An 18,402-nucleotide genomic window follows, 5' to 3' on the forward strand; every position below is an offset into this window, starting at 1 on the left:
CCATTGCCGCCATTTTACTTTGGAGTGGCATCGTAGCGCAGCAGTCCCGATACCGTATCCAGCTGACGCTTCAATGAAGACAGCGCATAGCGCAGCACCGCGCGCAAATCGCCGCCTGCCGGTCTTTCTGCATTGGGTGCAAGTGATTCCAGCAAACTTTCCAATACCGGCCTGCCTGTCTCCGGTCCACCTTCCGCTAATTGCCTTAGCTCCTGCTGCAAAGCCTCTTGCAAACCCGACCCTAACTGTTCCAGCAACGGGTGCAACCCCGGTGCACGGCGACGGGCCTGGGCTGCAACACGCTTGATCAGCGCCAGGTCTTCATACAGGCGGCGCAGGCTGGTAGCCAGCTCTTGCGCATGCTCATGCACCAGCTTGCCCTCATGCCGCGCATCACGGGCGATCACCGCCGCTTCGCGCAAATAGCTACGTATCCTGGCGGCCCTTTCCTCTGCCTGTTCTTCCGTCAGCTCCTGGCCCTTGTCGGGGGCACGCCCTATGCCTGCCGCGTAATCGCATAATTGCTCGAGCAGATGCACGGCATCCAGCTGCATGCGCGCCTGGGTAGGCACGGGCAAGAACCAGCGCGAAACGGCGATACCGATGACGGCGCCCAAAGAAATTTCTGCGACACGCAGCAACGCGGCGCCTACCGGCGACACATGGGAGGAAATGGATGAGATAACTATCATGGCCGCGATAGGCGCAGTGCGGAAGTCGCGCCGCATGCTGGCCAATAAGACCGCTGGCCCCAATGCGGCGATCAACAGCACCGGCATAGGCCAACTCCAGCTATGCGCCAGGCTGGCCAGCGTGCCCGCTGCCGCGCCAAAAGCAGTTGCCAGCACACGGTCGCGCCCGGCCCTAACTGTCGTGCCCAGCGTGCCCTGCACGACTACCAGTGTAGAAATGACCGCCCAGTGCGCTTGCGGCAAATGCAGGGCGTCCGCCGCCACCCACGCCAGCGCGGCGGCTACCAGCGCTTTCAACACCTGGCGCAAGGTCGCCGGCAATTGCTGCCGGAAGCCGGGCTTGTTCCAGAAGGATGACGACATTCCTGCTATTCCGTGATCAAGCCTGCTTTTCTACCAGCGCCAGCACATGCCCCTCTACCGGCTGCGTGCCGCCGTCCAGCATCTGCAGATAGACACGCTGCAGATCTTCACGGCCATACCCGTGCACTACCTGCAGCCAGGGATTGTCTTTGCGCATCACCGGCTGCATCAACTGTTGCCAAGCCTGCGCAAGTCTGGCCTGCACGCCACCCGGCCCCCAGTCGCCCATGCGCTTCTTGATCTGTGCCGGGGCAAAGAACAGCGCCGGCCGCGCGCCCGGCAAATTGGATGCGCCGCCCAACTCATCCCAGTGGGTGCCGCCTACCGCACAGCTATACTTCATATTGTCCTGGTAATGATGGTGCAGCTTGCTGCGCAATTGGCCATTCCCCGCCATGTCCACATACACCACCGGCTGATCTACCGGTAGGGATGCCAGTTCGTCATACGCAAGCACCTGGTCGTAGCAGCCCAGCCCTTCTACAAATGCAATATTTGACTGCGAGGTCAAACCTATCACCTTGCACTGACTCTTGTCCCTCTGCGACAACATGAAGGCCAGGCCGTAGGCGGTCTTGCTGGAAGCGCTGGACAGCAGCACAGTTTTCGCGCCGAAGAAATCATTGTCGGCCAGGAAATCATCAATCATGAAGGACGTGATGAACAGCGGCCGCAGCAATACCTGCTGGTCTTCGCTGCCGGCGGTATAGGCCGGGTCGGTACTGGTGCGCAGATACTGGTTATACAAGCCGTGCATGGCTTGCCGGTGTTCGGCGGCATCGGTAAATCCGTGCTCGCTGCAACGTGACGGTTGCAGCACGACATGGGATGACATGGGATAGTAGCCGTAAAAACGCTCACCGACTTTTACATCAGCCTGGCGCGACAGCACCACTTCGGCAAAACCCCAGACCGGAATCTTGCCCCAGCCTTCAGGCGCAGGAAAGAAATTCCAGTACGACATCGCCTTTCCGAAAGCCGCATAAGTCACATTATTGGAGGTGAAGGCGAATCGGTCTATCCGCATCAGCACCTGCCCATCCTGCAAAGTGTCGGCAGTAGGTAGAGCGGATTCGATAAACTTGCTGCTGCGCAGATTGTCGCGCTCGACGATGAATTCCAGATTGGTGATATTTGTTACCGGCATGGATATGTCTCCGTTTGAAATTATTTTTGGTATAGGTTCTTGCCCCATTTGTCCGACCATTTTTGCAAAGGCATCAGGGCTTCCAGCAACTGTACACCGGATTTGCTCAGCGAGTAACCGCCCTCGTCCGCCAGCATGACAATTTCTGCATCGCGCAACTCGCGCAAGCGCTGGTTCAGCACCGTAGGCGACATTTCATCGCAGCGGCCCTGCAATTCACGGAAGGTCAGCGCCGTGTCGCGCAGCTCCCAGATCACCCTCAGCATCCAGCGCCGGCCCAGGATATCCAGCAAGGCCATCACAGGGCGTCCGGTGCGGGAACCGCGCACCGGGGTTCCCGGTTTGGGTAAGCTCATTTTTCACTTCCTGCATGATCAAAATACGCATGCTACACTATTCATAGCATGCTACTGTTTTAGTAGCAATGCATGAAAAAACGGCCTAGGAAAATAATTACCCGGAGATATGCAATGGAAAAAACTGTCCAAAGCGCCGCACCCCGTATTGCGCCGGTGCTGCCACCCTATGAAGCTGCGATTGCAGACACTTTCACCAAGGTCATGCCGCCCGGCATGGAGCCGCTGAGCCTGTTCAGCACGATGGCGCGTAATCCGCGCGTGCTGCACAAGATGTTCGCCGGCGGCCTGCTGGATCGCGGCGCCATCAGCCTGCGCGAGAGGGAAATCCTGATCTTGCGCACTACCGCTGCCTGCGGATCGGAGTATGAATGGGGAGTGCATGTGGCACTGTTTGCCACACACGCCAAGTTGACGGAAGCTGAAGTGCGCGCCACGCTGGAATTTCCGTCCACTGCGGACGGCTGGACAGAACAGGAGGCGCTCTTGCTGCAACTGGCAGACACGCTACACCAGCACAGCACGGTGCCGGACGCCATCTGGGACAAGCTGGCAACGCACTATTCCGACGAGCAACTGCTGGAAATGCTGGCGATCGTAGGTTATTACCATACGATCTCCTTCATGACCAATGCGATCAGGCTGGCGCCGGAAAAATTTGCGGCGCGTTTTGCAAAGGCCTCTGAGTAAAACTGCTCAGCCAGGCCTTACTTGGCAAGACTTACTTAGTGGAAGCTTACTCAGTAAAAGCTTCCTCAGTGAGATCCTGATTTCTTGGGCGCCTTTGCCGATTTTTCTTCTGCACTGGCGCTGGCACTCGCTTCCGCCGATGCGCTGGAGCCGGCTTCGCCTTCGGCTGCCGGCTTGGGCGGCGGCGCAGTCGGAGCCAGCTCGGGCTTGACGACTTCAATCTTGTTTTCGCGCATGTAGTCGTTCATTTCTTTCCAGCCTGCATACACTGCGGCGCGCGACGCATCAGGATTGATCGCGTAGCAGTCTTCTATCGCACGACCGGCATGGCGGCAGGCGCTACCGGTTGCGCGGGAATCGGCTTCCTTGTTGGCGGCGTCCTTGACCGGATCGGAGATACCTAGCCGATCACAGCCGCATAGCAGCGCAAGGGCCGACAAACCAACACATGCTGAAGATCGAAATGACATAAGGCTCCGGGATGAAAAAATAAACTGGCAGGACAGACATGCTTATTCTAGCCTCTAGTGCTGCAATATGTCAGCTTTACGGACGGCTCAGCGCACTATCGGCGACGATTTGTGAAAACCTCGCCACATAGCTGCTACAAGCCGGCAAAGGGATCTATGCGCCGCCATGCCGGCGCCATCCTGATTTCCACCTTGTCCTGCTTGCCATTTTTGATAATGAAATTCATCGAAGTCGTGAAATCATCAAATGGAAAAGGCAACGCAACCAGATCCTGAGCCAGCGGGCGGGTAAAATCATCCCAGTGGATAGGAAATACCCGGCGCGCGCCCACGGTTTGCACGACCTGTTTCCAATAGGCTTGCCGGAAAGCCTCAGGCTGCATACCCAGCGTGCCGACACCGAGGAAAACCGCGTCCGCGTGCACGCCCTTCAGCGCGCCTTCCACAAAGCCGGCGCTAGTCTGAACCAGCAGGCTGTACTGCCCATGCTGCACCAGGATGGAATAGCTATCCCCTTCCTTGTAGTCGGTAGCGCGGGCCGGCGGCGTCAGCGGCTTGCCTATCTCGCCGCCGGTAAAGCCGGTGGGCGCATGCTGGCTTTTGATGAATTTCAGGTGGAAACGCCCAAAGTCCAGCTCATCTCCTCCGTGCACTGTGCGGATGCTTTGCTCCGGCAGACCCCAGCCCCGGCCTATGTTCGCAGTAGATCCTGAACCGACCAGCAGCGCGCCAGTCTGCTTTGCCACCTCGGGCGAATCCAGCGCATGATCATAATGCGAGTGTCCGGTGATCACTGCCGCCAGTTGATGCACACCGGCGCGTTTCAGCGTCTGCGCTATCAGCGCGGGATCTGGAGCGACTTCACCGGTTAATACCGTCATCCGGCCTGGGCGCGTGAAAAATCCATCCGTCATGATGGCGGTTTCACCATCGTCTATCAGCAGGGTCGCGACGCCGAGAAATGTCACCCGCACTTGCTGTCCTGCGGCCTCGGGAGCCGCAGCCTCAGGCATCGCCAGCGAGGTATACGGACTGAGTTCGGGTGGATGCTCGAACTGATAAAACAGCCAGGCAGCGCCGGATACCAGAATCAGCACTAACAAGATGCCTATGTACTTGAGAACTCGCTTCACACTCACTCCCTTTGTTGTCAGACCAAAAGCAACATAAGGGAGACAAAAGAATAAGTAAAGCAATGATTGAGACAGGTGTGCAGACCGACACTACGACAGCGGACCACTGAATCGGCGCTTGCTTATCTGCTGCGCGGTCTATTTTCCTTCTTCCTGCATTTTTTGCGGATAGTTGACCCAGCGTACATCGATGCCGGATGCTCTCGCGGCCTTCTCTATCGCCTGCACTTTTTGCGCATCATAGCGGGCATTATTGTCCGCCGCATTCTGGCTGGCTTCGGGGGTGCTCGCACAGGCGCTTAGCAGCAGGCAGGCAGCAATCGCAGCGGCTGAAAAATTAGGATGCATACGCCTCCCCTTTCACTTTCTTATTCCTGATCAATAAAATATAGGCCTGCTACTACAAATAGCAAGAATTAATGGCAACTATGGCAATAGTTACAGGTAAACCGCAGCCGCAACCTGCCATAGCGGGGAAAATCCTCTATGATGGGACACCTTATCTGTAGATGGCCGCCATTGTGTTCCACCACCCGAATGAATTCGTGACCTTCAAGACCAGCCCGCATCTGCCGGGCGTGGAATTGTATTCGGCACGCCTGGTGGACCATGCGTTTGCACCGCATGTGCATGACGGCTATTCGATAGGGGCGATAGAAGCAGGCGTGGAACGCTTCCGCTACCAGGGGGAAGACCATATCGCGCCGGCCGGCACCGTGGTCTTGCTGAACCCGGATGAAATGCATACCGGCCAGGCGGAAGTGGACGGCGGCTGGACCTACCAGATGCTGTACATAGAACCGCAGACCCTGTTGGAAATGACAGGCACCGAGGCCTTCTTCCCGAATGCCGCCGTGCATGACCCTGCCCTGGCCGATGCTTACCAGCAAGCCTTCAAGACCATGTGGGATGCGGGTGACGACATCGCTTTCGTGTCCACGTTCACGCAATTGATAGACGGCGTAGTCAGCCGTTACGGCAAGAATGCGCAAGTGGCGTCAGCGGCGACCAGCCATCAGCAAAGGCGGACGCTGGCCATGCAGCGCGTGCTGGAGTGCATAGAAGATAATCTGGACCAAAGCCTGCGGTTAGAGCAACTGGCTGCGGAAGCCGGGCTGTCGATGTTCCACTTTGTACGCAGTTTTGCCGCTGTTTACCATGTAACGCCGCACCAGTACATACAGGCGCGCCGCACAGCCCGGGCCAAGCACTTGCTGGCGCAGCGCAATACACCGTCAGACGCCGCAGCCGCCGTGGGCCTGACCGATCAGAGCCACCTGAACCGCTGGTTCAAACGCGCGTATGGCGTCACTCCTGCACAATATCAACAGCAAATTGGTACAAGACCAGGCTTGCCCACACGCGGATAATCGGTACATCCTGTACTGAAAGCCTGCACTACGATGACCATCAAAATCTGTACCAGCCCCGTTAGCACTCTATGTTAGGCGGCATCCTCGCTGCACTGGGCGCTGGCCTACTGTGGGGCCTGGTATTCATTACGCCCTTACTGCTGCCCGATTATCCCGGCGCCATCCTGTCTTTCGGCCGCTACATCGCCTTCGGCCTGATTGCGCTAGTACCGGCTTGGCTGGATAGGAGACGTATTGCCAAACTACGCCGGCAAGACTGGTTCGCCGCCGCCAAGCTGGTCCTGATCGGCAATATCATCTACTACGCGGCACTGGCCAGCGCCATCCAATTGGCAGACGCACCGCTACCGACGATGCTGATAGGCACGCTGCCGGTCATCATTGCCATTTGCAGCAACTGGTCGCCGCACCACACCAGCGAATCCATCGCCTGGAAAAAGCTGGCATTGCCGTTGCTGATCATCTTCATCGGCCTGATGCTGGTCAACGCCAGCGAACTGGCGCATATGGACGGCAAGCGCAGCCTGGCGGAATACGCCAAAGGCGGCCTGGTCGCGCTGATCGCGGTCGCCGCCTGGACCTGGTACCCGATCATGAATGGCCGCTATATGAAGGTACACCCCCATATCAGTTCCTCCACCTGGGCCACCGCGCAAGGCCTGTCCACACTGCCCATGGCCGCCGCCGGCTTTATCGCCTACGGACTCTGGCTGCACTTCAACGGCGGCAGCTACGACTACCCTTTGGGTCCTACCCCATGGATATTCATCGGCCTGATGCTGACCCTGGGCCTCCTGGCTTCCTGGCTGGGCACGCTATTGTGGAACTACGCCAGCCAAAAACTCCCCACCAGCCTGGCCGGCCAACTGATCGTGTTCGAAACCCTATCCGCACTGCTATACGCCTTCATCCTGCGCGGCAACCCGCCGGCACCACAGATTTTGATGGGGATAGTGATGTTGTGTGCAGGAGTAGCATTTGCAGTACGGGCATTCAAGCCGGCAAGCCACTGATCCATGAATCTCTGCAATCTGACTTTGAATTGCTTTTGACGTAGATGTTGTAGTTGTTCTTGAAGTACCTCCGCTCGGGACGAAGCATTTTGTGACGCACAAAATGTGATGGCGCTCGGCGCCATCACCCGTAGGGCAAGTCTGCGGTCGCCTTTCTTTTGCTTACTTTTCTTTGGCGAAGAAAAGAAAAGTAAGTGGCCGCCGGGCCACCCCCGGCCTAAATCAACGAAGTAAAATATCTTTATTAAGAGGCAAGGTCAGCAAGCACATCAATCCGCAGCCTACATCTGCTGAAACAGATGCGAGTGATTCCTGCTAACCTCCAACCTCTCAGCATGATTGCGCAAAGTAATCATCTGCCTGCCCCGCATATCCCTGGCGACAGCCACAATCGCATCCACCCGCACCAGCGTAGAACGATGGATACGCCAGAATTCGCTGGGGTCAAGCTCGTCTTCCAGTTCCTTCAGTGTCTTGCGTATCAAGACCTCGGAGTGCTCGGTCTGTACCCGCGTATATTTTTCATCGGACTGGAAAAACAGTACCTCCCTGGTACTGATCATACGCAGGCTGGTACCGCTGCTGGCCTGTATCCAGCGCAAATAATCACGCTTGCCCGTGCCTCCTTGTGCATGCTGTACCAGTTGCTGCAATAGTTGCTCTATATTTTCCGGCACCGCGCTGGCGCGCTGCAGATGCGCGATCCTTTCCTGCAACCGGCCACAGGTGCGGCGCAGGCGTTCCGCATCGATGGGTTTTAACAGGTAATCCAGCGCGCCCTGCTCAAATGCATGCACCGCATACTCGTCGTAGGCAGTCACAAAGACGATATGGCATTGCTGCATCAGAAAACGCGCCGCTTCCAGCCCGGTTTGTCCCGGCATGCGTATGTCCAGGAACACAATATCGGGCCGCAGCATGCCTGCCTGCGTGACGGCTTCCAGGCCATTGCCGGCTTCGCCAACGATCATCAGTTCCGGCCACACTTCGCGCAAACGCGCGCGCAATTGTTCGCGCATCGGCGGCTCGTCATCGACAATCAGCGCAGTTATGGTTTTATAGTTAGCTCCACCATTCATCGTTCTGCAGCTCCCGTTTTCTTATCAGGCGTCTGTATGGGCACACGTATGCAGGTGTAGGCACCACCCTGCGCCGGTATTTCTATGATCAATTGAGCGGTGCCACCGAACAGCATTTTCAGGCGCTCGCGTATATTGGCCAGACCTATGCCGTCGCCCGCATGCAGGTTGAAGCCGACGCCATTGTCTATCACTTCCACATGCAGGAATTTCTCGCGCACGCTGGCGCGGATATCGATATGGCCGCCTTGCGTCTTGGGCTCCAGCCCATGCTTGATCGCGTTCTCCACCAGCGTCTGTATCATCATCGGCGGAAAAGGCGTTTCGGCCAGGCTTTCGGGCAGTTCGATGGCAACCGTCAGCCGGTCGCGCATGCGCGCCTGCATGATGGTCAGGTAGGCGCGCGCCAGTTCGATTTGTCGCCCCAGCGTGCCGCCGCCCTTGTCGCGCATCTGCGGCAGAGCCGAACGCAGGTACTGGATCAGATGGGTATGGATGCGCGCGGCCTGCGGCGGATCGGTTTCTATCAATTGGCCTATCAGCGCCAGCGTATTGAACAGGAAGTGCGGCTCTATCTGAGCCTGCAGCGTCGCCATCTGCGCTTCCATCAGGCGCCGCTCCAGCGCCTCCACATTGGCGCGGGTGGTTGCCGCATCGGCAGCCAGATCGGCACGGCGCTTACCGCCGGCCAGCACCTTGACGCCAATGGAGACGAATGCAAACATCGCTGCCGGTTGCGGCATATTCAGCATGCCGCCGAAAATCAGCGCCGCAAAGCAGATAATGAGCAGGTTGCGCCAGGATACAACGGCCAGCCAGTCAAAAAACGCCCACCATAGCACCGAAATTGTCTCGCCAACCTCGCGCAACAAGGGCAGCAGGCGGTTGCTATCGTTTTGATTCATATCACTCGTCCGCGTGCTTGCCGGGGTTGCCAAGCAACAGGGGCCGCCGGCGTGCCTTCCTGACGGCAAGAACCGACAGCAGCAACACCAGTTTTATGCCCAGGAAGAGTACGAACAGCATGAAAGCCAGCGGCAGGATAGTCAGCATAAAGGCCAATCCTATGCACAGCAGCATTAGCCGCGGCAAAGGCAGGCGCATCAAGGTGCGGCCGCCGTGAGTAACCAATCCGGTGAAAGCCTCTGCCACATCGCGCAGTAATTCCATGATGCTGTCGCCCGACATGCCTGTGTGGTTTTTCATCGTTTTCTCCGTAAGTCTGTTGATGCCTGCACTGTAACAAGTGCTCATACGCCGCGCCATGACGCTCCGATGAATCGCCAAATCGAGGGGCCAACCGGTGTTTGCAGGCGATGAAAAGAAACGTTGCAAGCACCGGCACAGCATCCAAGCCTGCCCGCATCGCTTACAATATCTATTAATTTTGATAATAAATGAAGTATTTGTGAAAAATACCACTTTCAGCCCTGATTTAGTCCGCCGCGTCCCTCTGCTGCGCGCCGCGGCGCTGGCAGGCGTGATAGCACTCGCAGCCTGTAGCCCGAAGCTGGACTGGCGCGAAGTCCATGGCGAAAACGCACCTTATACCGCCCTGCTGCCGGCCAAGCCTTCGTCATTTTCACGCGAGATGGATTTGCACGGCATCAAAATGACCATGCATATGATGGCAGCCGACGTCGACGGCACCAGCTTTGCGATAGGCAGCGCCAAGCTGCCTGACAACGCGCAGGCACTGGCAGCGCTGGAAGGCATTAAAGACGGCATGCTGAAAAACATCGATGGCCAGGTCAGCAGTGAAAAATCTGCCGGCGCCTCCGCTTCCACCACCAACGGCAGCAAGCAAACCCGCTCCTACGATGTAGAAGCGCACGGCAAACTGCAGAACGGCCAGCCGGTCGTGCTGGCTGCCAGATTTGTAGCCAGCGACCAGTGGGTGTATCAGGCTGTCATCATTGGCAACGAAAAGCTGATGACCAGGGATGCGATCGATACCTTCATGACTGCGTTCAAGACGCAATAGGCAAGGCTTTGCCGCTGCCGGGCAATCTTAATAGCCTCGCGGCAAAGTTTTTCAAGCGAAAAATATTGAAAAAACCGGTTTCGGCGCACAGCTATGTTGCATCCGCAAATGATTCGCGGATGCAAGGGTTCGTTGCTGATGAAAGGCCATCAGAGGGTATAAATGACGGTATTATTGCTGTTTTCGCGCATACCGCGCGGCAAAACCGCATTTTTTGCAGCAATTTGTATCGTAAAGAAAAAAATCTTTAGTTTGTACGCTGCCGCTCTGCGGCGAACGTTTTTTAGGATTATCATTAAAGTGACCCCGCTGGCTGATGCCGCAGTGTAAACAGGCGAAGTCCTTGCACTGCAGCATACGGGAACTTCCAGCGGAACAGGTCTTGCATTTGCGCAAACAACGAAAAATAAGGAGTTGGTTTCATGTTAATCACTTTCAAATCGAAAGCCGCCGCCGAAGTCACGATGTATAAAGAGCATGCGCGTCGAATTTTGGAGCTACTCCACAAGGATGTCGACATCGGCGTCATCACTTCCGAAGAAACCGGAAATGCCATCAAGATCATTGAAGCTGCGGTCAATGAGAGCAAGGTTCATCCTGTATCCGAGATCGTGCAAAGGGATATCGACGTTCACCACAATGACACCGTTGATGACAATGAACACGAGAAGATAGAAACGGTCAGCTTTTCCGCTCGCGCCTATCCGCTGCTGGAAATGCTGCATGCAGCCCACAAGATGCAGCGTGATGTGATGTGGGGAGTCTGATGACATCCCATATAGAGGATACGTCTGAATTTCATCTTAAAACCATAGACGGCACGTCCCTGTTTGTCAGGGACTGGCCTTTGCCCGGACAAATCTCCGGTGAAAAGGCCGCGCCGGTGCGTGATGGCATCGTCATCATGCACGGACTGGGCGAGCATTGCGGCCGTTATGCGCATGTGGCGCGTTTTTTCAACGCGCTGGGCTTTGTCGTCCGTACCTACGACCACCGCGGCCACGGAAAATCCGGCGGCCCGCGTGGCGATGTGCCCGATGAAGAAGCAATGCTGCGCGACGCCCGGCTGGTCATGAACGACTTTGCGCGGCAGCTATCGGCCCCGCCCATCTTGCTCGGGCATAGCATGGGAGGCTTGTTTGCTGCACGCTTTGCCGCTGCAGGACTGGCGCCTTTGCGTGCGCTGATATTGTCGTCACCGGCGCTGGCGCTGCGCATGTCGCCTGTCCAGAAGCTGATGCTGAAAGCCGCCACCGCGCTGATACCCGGCGTGGGCATTTCCAATGGCCTGAAGACCCGCTACCTGTCGCATGACAAGGAAGTCGTCATCGCCTATCAAAACGATGTGCTGGTGCACTCCAAGATCAGTGCGCGGCTGCTTGGCAGCATGCTGAAGTCCATGGGCTATGTTGCCGGCCATGCGGCGCAACTGAAGATACCGACACTACTGGTGGTCGCCGTCGAAGACCGTCTGGTAGACCCTGCGGGCAGCCGCAACCTGTTCGCGCACCTGGCGCCATCGCTAGCAAGCGCCCACTTCTATGATGGTTTTTACCATGAGATTTTCAATGAAGTGGACGCCTCGCGGGTATTTGACGATGTTCACAACTGGCTGCAAAAACAGCAGTTGATGCCGGAATCCGCACCTATCGTACCTACCGCTACAGCCGCAACCGCTATTCACGCAATGTAAGTCTTACGGCCGGTAGTGGCATGCTCGCCGGCTGGGCCGTGCTTGCTTTTTCAGCAAGCTTCCCGGCCTTGGTAACCAGCAGTATCGCAAAATTATTGTTTTTACCTGAAAAACCGGCTTTTGCCCTCTCCGGCAATGCACGACTCAGCGTAACTACGGTATAGGCTGGTACACTAGCGCGCCGTGCAGATCGAAACCTCAGCCCGCACCGCTGCCTGATTTAGCCGGCAAGCGCTGATGTCATGCATATCAGGAAGGTATGATCTGCACGAAAACCAGACTGACGTAAGCCTGTGCTACTGATGCAGGCTTACAACGCGGCCTTGGATTAGCATCCAAAAAACGGACCTGGACGGGCCACGCGTAGTATTGTGGTGTTTCCGGTTCGCCGACAGTCCCGAATATCTAGTATCAAATCCGTAGCCCTATGTTGCCTCCATCCAGAAAAACCATCACCAAACCCGCTCCCGCCGACTTCAAGGCGGTCGAGGTCAAGCCCGATTCCCTCGCCTTCAGCCTGCTGGGCGCGGCGCAAGCCGTTGCCTATGTATTAGAGGGGACCGCCTTGCCGCAGGCGCTGGCCAAGGTTTTTGCCCAAAATAATGCTTCACCGCAAGCACGCGGCGCGATCCAGGATATTTCCTACCGTACCATGCGCCAGGTCGGCCAGGCTGATGCCTTGCTGACGGCGATGACCAGCAAGGCGCCGGAACCGGCACTGCTGTACGGCCTGCTGTGCTGCGCGCTGACGCTGATCATCAAGGTCGGCGATGAAGACTTGCCGTATGAGCCTTTTGTCGTGGTGGACCAGGCGGTGACCGCCGCATCTTCCAACCCGCACATGGCACATGCGAAGGGCATGGTCAATGCGATACTGCGCCGCTTCCTGCGCGAACAGGATGAACTGACAATTACGGTATTAAAACAGCCGGCTGCCTTGTGGAATTATCCGCAATGGTGGGTGGACCAATGCAAGGCCGCTTATCCCAAGGATTGGCAGGCAATCTTGCGTTCCGGCAATTTACCTCCCCCGCTGACACTACGGGTGAACCGGCGCCAGAACAGCGTTGCCGATTATCTGCGCGTGCTGGAAGCGCAGCAAGTTGCAGCCACCCAGATCGGCCCGGACGCCATACGCCTGGCCAAGCCGGTGCCGGTGCACCAGATCCCGGGTTTTGACCGCGGCCACGCGTCGGTGCAGGATGCCGCCGCGCAGATGGCTGCGCCGCTGCTGGATGTGGCCAACGGCATGCGGGTACTGGATGCCTGTGCAGCCCCCGGCGGCAAGACCGGACATTTGCTGGAAAGCGCGGATCTGCAACTGACTGCGCTGGACTCCGATCCAAAGCGCCTGACCCGCATCCAGGAAAACCTGGACCGGCTGGGACTATCTGCCACACTGAAGACCGGCGACGCCAGCAAGACCAACTGGTGGGACGGCCAGCTCTTCGACCGCATCCTGGCGGATGTGCCGTGTACCGCGTCCGGCATAGTCCGACGCCACCCGGACATACGCTGGCTGCGCCGCAAGTCGGACGCAACGCAACTGGCGGCCTTGTCAGCCAGAATCCTGGACAATTTGTGGGCCATGCTGAAACCGGAAGGAAAACTGTTGCTGGTGACCTGCTCCATCTGGCCCATGGAGTCGGAAGGCCAGGCCGCCGCCTTCGCCAAACGCCACCAGGCCATCCGGCTGGACGCACCCGGACAGTTGCTGCCCACGTCGGATGGCAACAACGATCATGACGGTTTGTTCTATGCCTTGTTCCAAAAACCGGCGGCCTGACGCAACTTTCAAGATATGATGGCGGTCATATCAATCCTTTTCTTACTCTGGATACAACGCCTTTTCATTATCACATGATCAGACGCCCTGTTTATTTGCTGATGCACTGCCTGCTGGCCCTGCTGCTTTTGTTGCAAGCACCGGCACAGGCCGCCAATGCAGAAGTGACAACAGCCCGGATAGAGTCCAGCGAAGAGGGCTACCGGATATTTGCCGGTTTTTCCTTTGAACTCAGCCACGCACTGGAAGACGCCATCACGCGCGGCATCCCCATGTATTTCATGACCGAGGTCGAACTGACCCGGCCGCGCTGGTACTGGTTCGACGAAAAAGCAATCAACTCCACGCAAACAGTCAAGATCAGCTACAACGTGTGGACCCGGCAATATACCTCGTCCAGCAGCGGCAGCCTGCCGCAGAACTTCACCACGCTGGAAGAAGCAATGAATACCGTACTCAGACCGCGCCGCTGGGTGGTGGCTGAGAAATCCGACCTGACCAGTGGCGCCACCTACAATGTCGCAGTGCGCCTGAAGCTGGACCTCGGCCAGGTTCCCAAGCAACCCTTGTTGATCAATGCACTGAATAATAGTGACTGGCGCCTGTCGTCCGAGTGGAAGCGATTTACCTTCAAGGCGGACGAGAAGTGACAAGAATTTTGCGGTATGCGCTGATTATCGGCGGCGGGGTGATGGGTATCCTGCTATTCCTGCTGATGTCGGCATCGGAAAACTCCTCCCGGCTGGAACAGTATTATGTATGGCTGGTCGGTGCCAATGCGCTGATTGCGTGCGCGCTGCTGTTCATGGTCAGCACCTTGCTGTGGCGCCTGTTCAAGCGTTACCGCGCCGGCGAATTCGGCTCGCGCCTGATGACCCGGCTGGTACTACTGTTTGCGCTGGTCGGCATCGTGCCGGGTGCAGTGATTTATGTGGTATCAGTACAGTTTGTCAGCCGCTCCATCGAATCCTGGTTTGACGTAAAGATAGAATCGGCGCTGGAATCGGGTTTCAACCTGGGCCGTAGTGCACTGGAGCTGTCACTGGCGGATTTGCAGAGCCGGGCCCGCAATATGGCGTCGCAATTGTCGGAACCGTCCGAAGCGTCGATGGCGATCCACCTGTCGCGGCTGCGCGAACAGATGCAGGTGCAGGATGCGATCATCGTCAACAGCCGCGGCCGGGTAATTGCATCCGCCAGCGGCAATGTACGCGCCTTGTTGCCGGAAATACCCAGCCCGGCGATGATCAGGCAAGCCAGTATTTCGCGCATTTATGCGGCCACCGAAGGCAATCCTGAAGCCTCGGCACGAGCAGCCAGCAATGGCGACGGTAACAGCAATGCGCAAGCCGGGGCCAGCGCCTCTGCTGCAATCACCGAGGAGCCTACCGTTTTGCGCTCGCGGGTGGTCATCGCCTTGCAGACTTCCAATGCCGGCCTGTCGCTGCAAAATGATAATTTCTACCTGCAACTGATACACCCGGTGCCCAAGGAACTGGCCGCCAATGCCGAATCGCTGCAAAACGCCGCCAGCGAATATGAAATCCGCTCGCGCAGTCGTGCCAGCCTGCGCAAGATGTATCTGTATACGCTGACGCTGACCCTGCTGCTGGCGATTTTCGCCGCGATAGGCAGTGCCTTCATGATTTCCGGCGAGCTGGCCCGGCCCCTGCTGCTGCTGGCGGAAGGAACCAAGGCGGTGGCCGAAGGCAATCTGTCGCCGCGCCCCATCGTGACCACCTCCGACGAACTGGGCACGCTGACCAAGTCCTTCAATACGATGACCCGGCAATTATCCGATGCGCGGGCCACGGTGGAAAAAAACCGCAGCGAGCTGGAAACCGCCAAAGCCTATCTGGAATCGGTACTGGCCAATATGTCGGCCGGCGTGATGGTGCTGGACCAGAGCCGCAACCTGGTGACCTGCAATGAATCGGTAGAGCGCATATTGCAGCGCAGCCTGGAAGGCGATATAGGCAAGAGCCTGACCGACATCGAAGGCATGCATGCATTTGCGGCAGCGATAGACAAGGCTTTTTCAGAGCAGCATGCACAATCAGCGGCCGGCGGCGAGAATGAAAACGAGCAGCACTGGCAACAGCAGATAGAAATTCCGCGCATGCAGGCAGCCGGCAGCGCCAATGCCGCACCCGACCATACCGGCGACAAGAACAATACCGAAGAGCAGAACATTACGCTGCTGGCGCGCGGCTCCCACCTGCCGGTGGCCTCCGGTACCGGCTATGTCGTGGTATTCGATGACATCAGCAACATCATCTCGGCGCAAAGGTCCATCGCCTGGGGCGAAGTGGCCCGCCGCCTCGCGCATGAAATCAAGAATCCGCTGACGCCGATACAATTGTCAGCCGAGCGCCTGCAAATGAAGCTGCAGGACAGGCTGGGCGAAGCGGATGCGGCGATCCTGAACAAGAGCACCACCACCATCGTGAACCAGGTGACGTCAATGAAACGCATGGTGGATGACTTCCGCGACTATGCCAGGACGCCGCCTGCCGTGCTGAAGCAACTGAACCTGAGCGGCCTGATAGATGAAGTGCTGCACCTGTATGTTGCCGGCGATGACAGGGACGCGATACGCGTGAGCCTGGCGCCCGACCTGCCTTTGGTGATGGGCGACGCGACCCAGATGCGGCAAGTGATCCATAATCTGCTGCAAAATGCGCAGGATGCGGTCGCCGACAATGCCAAACCCGGCTTTGTGCCGCAAATCGACGTGAAGACGGAAGTGGTCAGGTATACCGGCGCGGACAAAGAGGGGCGCTCGGCAGTGCGTTTGTCGATTACCGACAATGGACCCGGTTTCAGCAGTAAAATCCTGGCGCGCGCGTTTGAACCTTATGCGACATCCAAGCCGCGCGGTACCGGTTTGGGATTGCCTATGGTCAAAAAAATCATAGATGAACACGGCGGTAGAATCGATATTCAAAATCGTAGCGATACAAACGGTGCAAAAGTATCGATTTTGCTGTTAAAGTTAGCACCGGATTCATGATGTGCCAGTTATTGTGATTTTCTGGCGGATTACGTGTCTCTGAATCCTGCTGCTGTCAAAACAAGAATACCAGTCTAACGTCCGGGAGAGACGCAGACTTTGACACTGGCGATGAATTTAATAGGGTAGATTTATGGCAAACATATTGGTCGTCGATGACGAAATGGGAATCCGGGAATTGCTCTCGGAGATTTTGGGCGATGAAGGACACGTAGTGCAGTTGGCGGAAAACGCCCAGCAGGCGCGCGAGGCGCGCCTCGAGTCACGCCCTGATCTGGTGCTGCTGGATATCTGGATGCCGGATACCGACGGCGTCACTCTGCTGAAAGAATGGCAGCGTGACGGCGTGCTGACCATGCCCGTCATCATGATGTCAGGTCATGCAACGATAGATACCGCGGTCGAAGCGACCCGCATAGGCGCCCTCAACTTCCTTGAAAAGCCTATCGCCTTGCAAAAATTATTGAAAGCCGTGCAGCAGGGCCTGACCCGCAGCGTGGAAGCCCCGCGTCCGGCCAATCCCGGTTTGCGCGCTGTGCCCAATGAAGTGCTGATCGCGACCAATCCAGGTTTTGCCGCAGCGCCGGTTGCCTATGAGAGCCGGCATTTTGCGCCTATGCAGAATGTTGCGCCGACTACCGCTAACAACCATATTTCCAACCTGTCTTTCGACTTGCCTTTGCGCGAAGCCAGGGATGCATTTGAGCGCATCTATTTTGAATACCATCTGCACCGGGAAGGCGGCAGCATGACCCGCGTTGCCGAAAAAACCGGCCTTGAGCGTACTCACCTGTACCGCAAACTGAAACAACTCGGCGTAGAGTCGATGAAATACGCCAAGCGCGGCGAATGATCCCCACCCTGCTGGTCAGCGGGGGCGATTACCTGGCCAGGGAAATCGCCATCGCTAGCCAGCTTTCGTCCAGGCCGGATTCCGCCGCTGAGCCGGCTGTGGTTGAAGTCATACTAGAAGGCTTGCCCAGCGGGCAGGCCGTATTGACCCCCTCCCCTGTTTTGCAAATCCAGCGTATCGCGCCCGGCTGCATGTGCTGCATAGGCAATCTCGCAATGCGCGTCACGCTCAATCGCGTGATACGGCGCAAACCCGGCCTGCTGGTGATCAGCCTCGCCAGTAGTGAGCATCTGGACAATATCCGCCAATTCCTGAGCCAGGAGCCCTACGACGGCTTGTTGCAGCTGATGCAAGAAGTCCAGCTATAACGCATATGTCATCGCCGCATGGCGAGCCGGCGCACTGAAAATACCGGACGCACGCGCCTGACATGCACTAAGCTGAAAGCATATGGTCAGCATGTAGCCATTACCGCATCACCGTATCACCGTATCACCAAACGCAAACAGCCCTCTTCCAGCAAGCATTGTGAAGCAGCAAACTCCTTGATAAATGCATATCAGAAATCATCGCCAGATCATTTTTAAATCGCAGTCAAACGTCAAATACTGCAAATAGTCACTCAAGTTGAGTGATTGCCCTACCGTAATTATTGCTGAAGGGAAGTGTTTCCCGACCTCGGGAACACTTGAAATTCCTTCTCGTCAGCACCATGTCTGGGTTAGAACTAATTAGCGAGACCCTGTTTGGTATCGGA

General features: G+C 57.1%; 21 protein-coding genes. 12 read left to right on the forward strand and 9 right to left on the reverse strand.

What is annotated here, in order from left to right; translation table 11 throughout:
- Positions 1–14: 14 nt before the first annotated feature.
- The 3 genes from IEW12_RS23205 to IEW12_RS23215 are packed head-to-tail and all read right to left on the reverse strand — an operon-like array spanning position 15 to position 2,558.
- Positions 15–1,055: an FUSC family protein gene (locus IEW12_RS23205; RefSeq protein ID WP_188568521.1), complete on the reverse strand. Its 1,041-nt coding sequence runs from the start codon at positions 1,053–1,055 to the stop codon at positions 15–17.
- A 16-nt stretch (positions 1,056–1,071) separates the two neighbouring features.
- The gene (locus tag IEW12_RS23210; protein ID WP_188568522.1) at positions 1,072–2,202 is read right to left on the reverse strand and encodes a DUF2855 family protein; all 1,131 of its coding nucleotides are present in this window, start codon (positions 2,200–2,202) and stop codon (positions 1,072–1,074) included.
- A 20-nt stretch (positions 2,203–2,222) separates the two neighbouring features.
- Positions 2,223–2,558: a winged helix-turn-helix transcriptional regulator gene (locus tag IEW12_RS23215; protein ID WP_188568523.1), complete on the reverse strand. Its 336-nt coding sequence runs from the start codon at positions 2,556–2,558 to the stop codon at positions 2,223–2,225.
- A 114-nt stretch (positions 2,559–2,672) separates the two neighbouring features.
- Between IEW12_RS23215 and IEW12_RS23220 the strand changes: the two genes are divergently transcribed.
- Positions 2,673–3,248: a carboxymuconolactone decarboxylase family protein gene (locus IEW12_RS23220; protein WP_188568524.1), complete on the forward strand. Its 576-nt coding sequence runs from the start codon at positions 2,673–2,675 to the stop codon at positions 3,246–3,248.
- Between the two features lie 65 nt (positions 3,249–3,313).
- Here the strand turns inward: IEW12_RS23220 and IEW12_RS23225 are convergent, their stop codons facing one another.
- The 3 genes from IEW12_RS23225 to IEW12_RS23235 form a co-directional block, all read right to left on the reverse strand.
- Positions 3,314–3,718: a hypothetical protein gene (locus tag IEW12_RS23225; RefSeq protein ID WP_188568525.1), complete on the reverse strand. Its 405-nt coding sequence runs from the start codon at positions 3,716–3,718 to the stop codon at positions 3,314–3,316.
- A 134-nt stretch (positions 3,719–3,852) separates the two neighbouring features.
- Positions 3,853–4,851, reverse strand: coding sequence for an MBL fold metallo-hydrolase (locus IEW12_RS23230; protein ID WP_188568526.1), 999 nt, complete (start codon positions 4,849–4,851; stop codon positions 3,853–3,855).
- Between the two features lie 138 nt (positions 4,852–4,989).
- Positions 4,990–5,199 (reverse strand): hypothetical protein, encoded by a 210-nt coding sequence (locus IEW12_RS23235; protein WP_188568527.1) that lies wholly within the window; start codon positions 5,197–5,199, stop codon positions 4,990–4,992.
- A 161-nt stretch (positions 5,200–5,360) separates the two neighbouring features.
- On the opposite strand from IEW12_RS23235, the gene IEW12_RS23240 reads away from it, so the two are divergent.
- Positions 5,361–6,221, forward strand: coding sequence for an AraC family transcriptional regulator (locus IEW12_RS23240; RefSeq protein WP_188568528.1), 861 nt, complete (start codon positions 5,361–5,363; stop codon positions 6,219–6,221).
- Between the two features lie 71 nt (positions 6,222–6,292).
- Positions 6,293–7,237: a DMT family transporter gene (locus tag IEW12_RS23245; RefSeq protein WP_188568529.1), complete on the forward strand. Its 945-nt coding sequence runs from the start codon at positions 6,293–6,295 to the stop codon at positions 7,235–7,237.
- A 281-nt stretch (positions 7,238–7,518) separates the two neighbouring features.
- Here IEW12_RS23245 and IEW12_RS23250 read toward each other — a convergent pair whose 3' ends face one another.
- From IEW12_RS23250 to IEW12_RS23260, 3 genes are read right to left on the reverse strand one after another with little or no spacing between them, the layout of a single operon-like run.
- Positions 7,519–8,316 carry a LytR/AlgR family response regulator transcription factor gene (locus IEW12_RS23250; protein WP_188568530.1) on the reverse strand — a complete coding sequence of 266 codons (798 nt, stop codon included), beginning with the start codon at positions 8,314–8,316 and terminating at the stop codon, positions 7,519–7,521.
- Complete coding sequence (locus tag IEW12_RS23255; protein WP_188568531.1) at positions 8,313–9,221, reverse strand: sensor histidine kinase; 909 nt, start codon at positions 9,219–9,221, stop codon at positions 8,313–8,315. Before IEW12_RS23255 ends, IEW12_RS23250 begins: the two co-directional genes overlap by 4 nt.
- A gap of 1 nt (position 9,222) precedes the next feature.
- Entirely contained in the window at positions 9,223–9,522 is a 300-nt protein-coding gene (locus IEW12_RS23260) for a hypothetical protein (RefSeq protein ID WP_188568532.1), read from the reverse strand.
- 202 nt (positions 9,523–9,724) lie between these two features.
- On the opposite strand from IEW12_RS23260, the gene IEW12_RS23265 reads away from it, so the two are divergent.
- The 9 genes from IEW12_RS23265 (at position 9,725) to IEW12_RS23305 (ending at position 18,013) form a co-directional block, all read left to right on the forward strand.
- On the forward strand, positions 9,725–10,300 hold the full coding sequence (locus IEW12_RS23265) for a hypothetical protein (RefSeq protein ID WP_229751305.1): 576 nt from the start codon (positions 9,725–9,727) through the stop codon (positions 10,298–10,300).
- A 162-nt stretch (positions 10,301–10,462) separates the two neighbouring features.
- A complete protein-coding gene (locus IEW12_RS23270; protein WP_188568533.1) occupies positions 10,463–10,630 on the forward strand; it encodes a hypothetical protein in 168 nt (55 codons plus the stop codon).
- A 92-nt stretch (positions 10,631–10,722) separates the two neighbouring features.
- The gene (locus IEW12_RS23275; RefSeq protein ID WP_188568534.1) at positions 10,723–11,067 is read left to right on the forward strand and encodes a DUF1840 domain-containing protein; all 345 of its coding nucleotides are present in this window, start codon (positions 10,723–10,725) and stop codon (positions 11,065–11,067) included.
- Positions 11,067–11,993 carry an alpha/beta hydrolase gene (locus IEW12_RS23280; protein WP_188568535.1) on the forward strand — a complete coding sequence of 309 codons (927 nt, stop codon included), beginning with the start codon at positions 11,067–11,069 and terminating at the stop codon, positions 11,991–11,993. The genes IEW12_RS23275 and IEW12_RS23280 overlap by 1 nt, the downstream gene beginning before the upstream one ends.
- Before the next feature lie 427 nt (positions 11,994–12,420).
- The gene (gene rsmB, locus IEW12_RS23285; RefSeq protein WP_188568536.1) at positions 12,421–13,779 is read left to right on the forward strand and encodes a 16S rRNA (cytosine(967)-C(5))-methyltransferase RsmB; all 1,359 of its coding nucleotides are present in this window, start codon (positions 12,421–12,423) and stop codon (positions 13,777–13,779) included.
- A gap of 74 nt (positions 13,780–13,853) precedes the next feature.
- On the forward strand, positions 13,854–14,429 hold the full coding sequence (locus IEW12_RS23290) for a DUF4390 domain-containing protein (protein WP_188568537.1): 576 nt from the start codon (positions 13,854–13,856) through the stop codon (positions 14,427–14,429).
- Positions 14,426–16,792 (forward strand): sensor histidine kinase, encoded by a 2,367-nt coding sequence (locus IEW12_RS23295; RefSeq protein ID WP_188568538.1) that lies wholly within the window; start codon positions 14,426–14,428, stop codon positions 16,790–16,792. Before IEW12_RS23290 ends, IEW12_RS23295 begins: the two co-directional genes overlap by 4 nt.
- A gap of 133 nt (positions 16,793–16,925) precedes the next feature.
- Positions 16,926–17,645 (forward strand): response regulator, encoded by a 720-nt coding sequence (locus IEW12_RS23300; protein ID WP_188568539.1) that lies wholly within the window; start codon positions 16,926–16,928, stop codon positions 17,643–17,645.
- Positions 17,642–18,013: a GTPase gene (locus IEW12_RS23305; protein WP_188568540.1), complete on the forward strand. Its 372-nt coding sequence runs from the start codon at positions 17,642–17,644 to the stop codon at positions 18,011–18,013. The genes IEW12_RS23300 and IEW12_RS23305 overlap by 4 nt, the downstream gene beginning before the upstream one ends.
- Positions 18,014–18,402: the final 389 nt, after the last annotated feature.

The sequence above is a fragment of the Parundibacterium terreum genome (assembly GCF_014636315.1).
GTDB lineage: Bacteria > Pseudomonadota > Gammaproteobacteria > Burkholderiales > Burkholderiaceae_D > Undibacterium > Undibacterium terreum.

What these genes read in the sequence shown, in the direction of transcription:
- IEW12_RS23225 (WP_188568525.1), bottom strand. Translation starts at nt 3,718, where the DNA reads ATGTCATTTCGATCTTCAGCATGTGTTGGTTTGTCGGCCCTTGCGCTG.
- rsmB (WP_188568536.1), top strand. Translation starts at nt 12,421, where the DNA reads ATGTTGCCTCCATCCAGAAAAACCATCACCAAACCCGCTCCCGCCGAC.
- IEW12_RS23260 (WP_188568532.1), bottom strand. Translation starts at nt 9,522, where the DNA reads ATGAAAAACCACACAGGCATGTCGGGCGACAGCATCATGGAATTACTG.
- IEW12_RS23305 (WP_188568540.1), top strand. Translation starts at nt 17,642, where the DNA reads ATGATCCCCACCCTGCTGGTCAGCGGGGGCGATTACCTGGCCAGGGAA.
- IEW12_RS23245 (WP_188568529.1), top strand. Translation starts at nt 6,293, where the DNA reads ATGTTAGGCGGCATCCTCGCTGCACTGGGCGCTGGCCTACTGTGGGGC.
- IEW12_RS23215 (WP_188568523.1), bottom strand. Translation starts at nt 2,558, where the DNA reads ATGAGCTTACCCAAACCGGGAACCCCGGTGCGCGGTTCCCGCACCGGA.
- IEW12_RS23270 (WP_188568533.1), top strand. Translation starts at nt 10,463, where the DNA reads ATGACGGTATTATTGCTGTTTTCGCGCATACCGCGCGGCAAAACCGCA.
- IEW12_RS23280 (WP_188568535.1), top strand. Translation starts at nt 11,067, where the DNA reads ATGACATCCCATATAGAGGATACGTCTGAATTTCATCTTAAAACCATA.
- IEW12_RS23290 (WP_188568537.1), top strand. Translation starts at nt 13,854, where the DNA reads ATGATCAGACGCCCTGTTTATTTGCTGATGCACTGCCTGCTGGCCCTG.
- IEW12_RS23255 (WP_188568531.1), bottom strand. Translation starts at nt 9,221, where the DNA reads ATGAATCAAAACGATAGCAACCGCCTGCTGCCCTTGTTGCGCGAGGTT.
- IEW12_RS23210 (WP_188568522.1), bottom strand. Translation starts at nt 2,202, where the DNA reads ATGCCGGTAACAAATATCACCAATCTGGAATTCATCGTCGAGCGCGAC.
- IEW12_RS23205 (WP_188568521.1), bottom strand. Translation starts at nt 1,055, where the DNA reads ATGTCGTCATCCTTCTGGAACAAGCCCGGCTTCCGGCAGCAATTGCCG.
- IEW12_RS23250 (WP_188568530.1), bottom strand. Translation starts at nt 8,316, where the DNA reads ATGAATGGTGGAGCTAACTATAAAACCATAACTGCGCTGATTGTCGAT.
- IEW12_RS23235 (WP_188568527.1), bottom strand. Translation starts at nt 5,199, where the DNA reads ATGCATCCTAATTTTTCAGCCGCTGCGATTGCTGCCTGCCTGCTGCTA.
- IEW12_RS23220 (WP_188568524.1), top strand. Translation starts at nt 2,673, where the DNA reads ATGGAAAAAACTGTCCAAAGCGCCGCACCCCGTATTGCGCCGGTGCTG.
- IEW12_RS23275 (WP_188568534.1), top strand. Translation starts at nt 10,723, where the DNA reads ATGTTAATCACTTTCAAATCGAAAGCCGCCGCCGAAGTCACGATGTAT.
- IEW12_RS23240 (WP_188568528.1), top strand. Translation starts at nt 5,361, where the DNA reads ATGGCCGCCATTGTGTTCCACCACCCGAATGAATTCGTGACCTTCAAG.
- IEW12_RS23300 (WP_188568539.1), top strand. Translation starts at nt 16,926, where the DNA reads ATGGCAAACATATTGGTCGTCGATGACGAAATGGGAATCCGGGAATTG.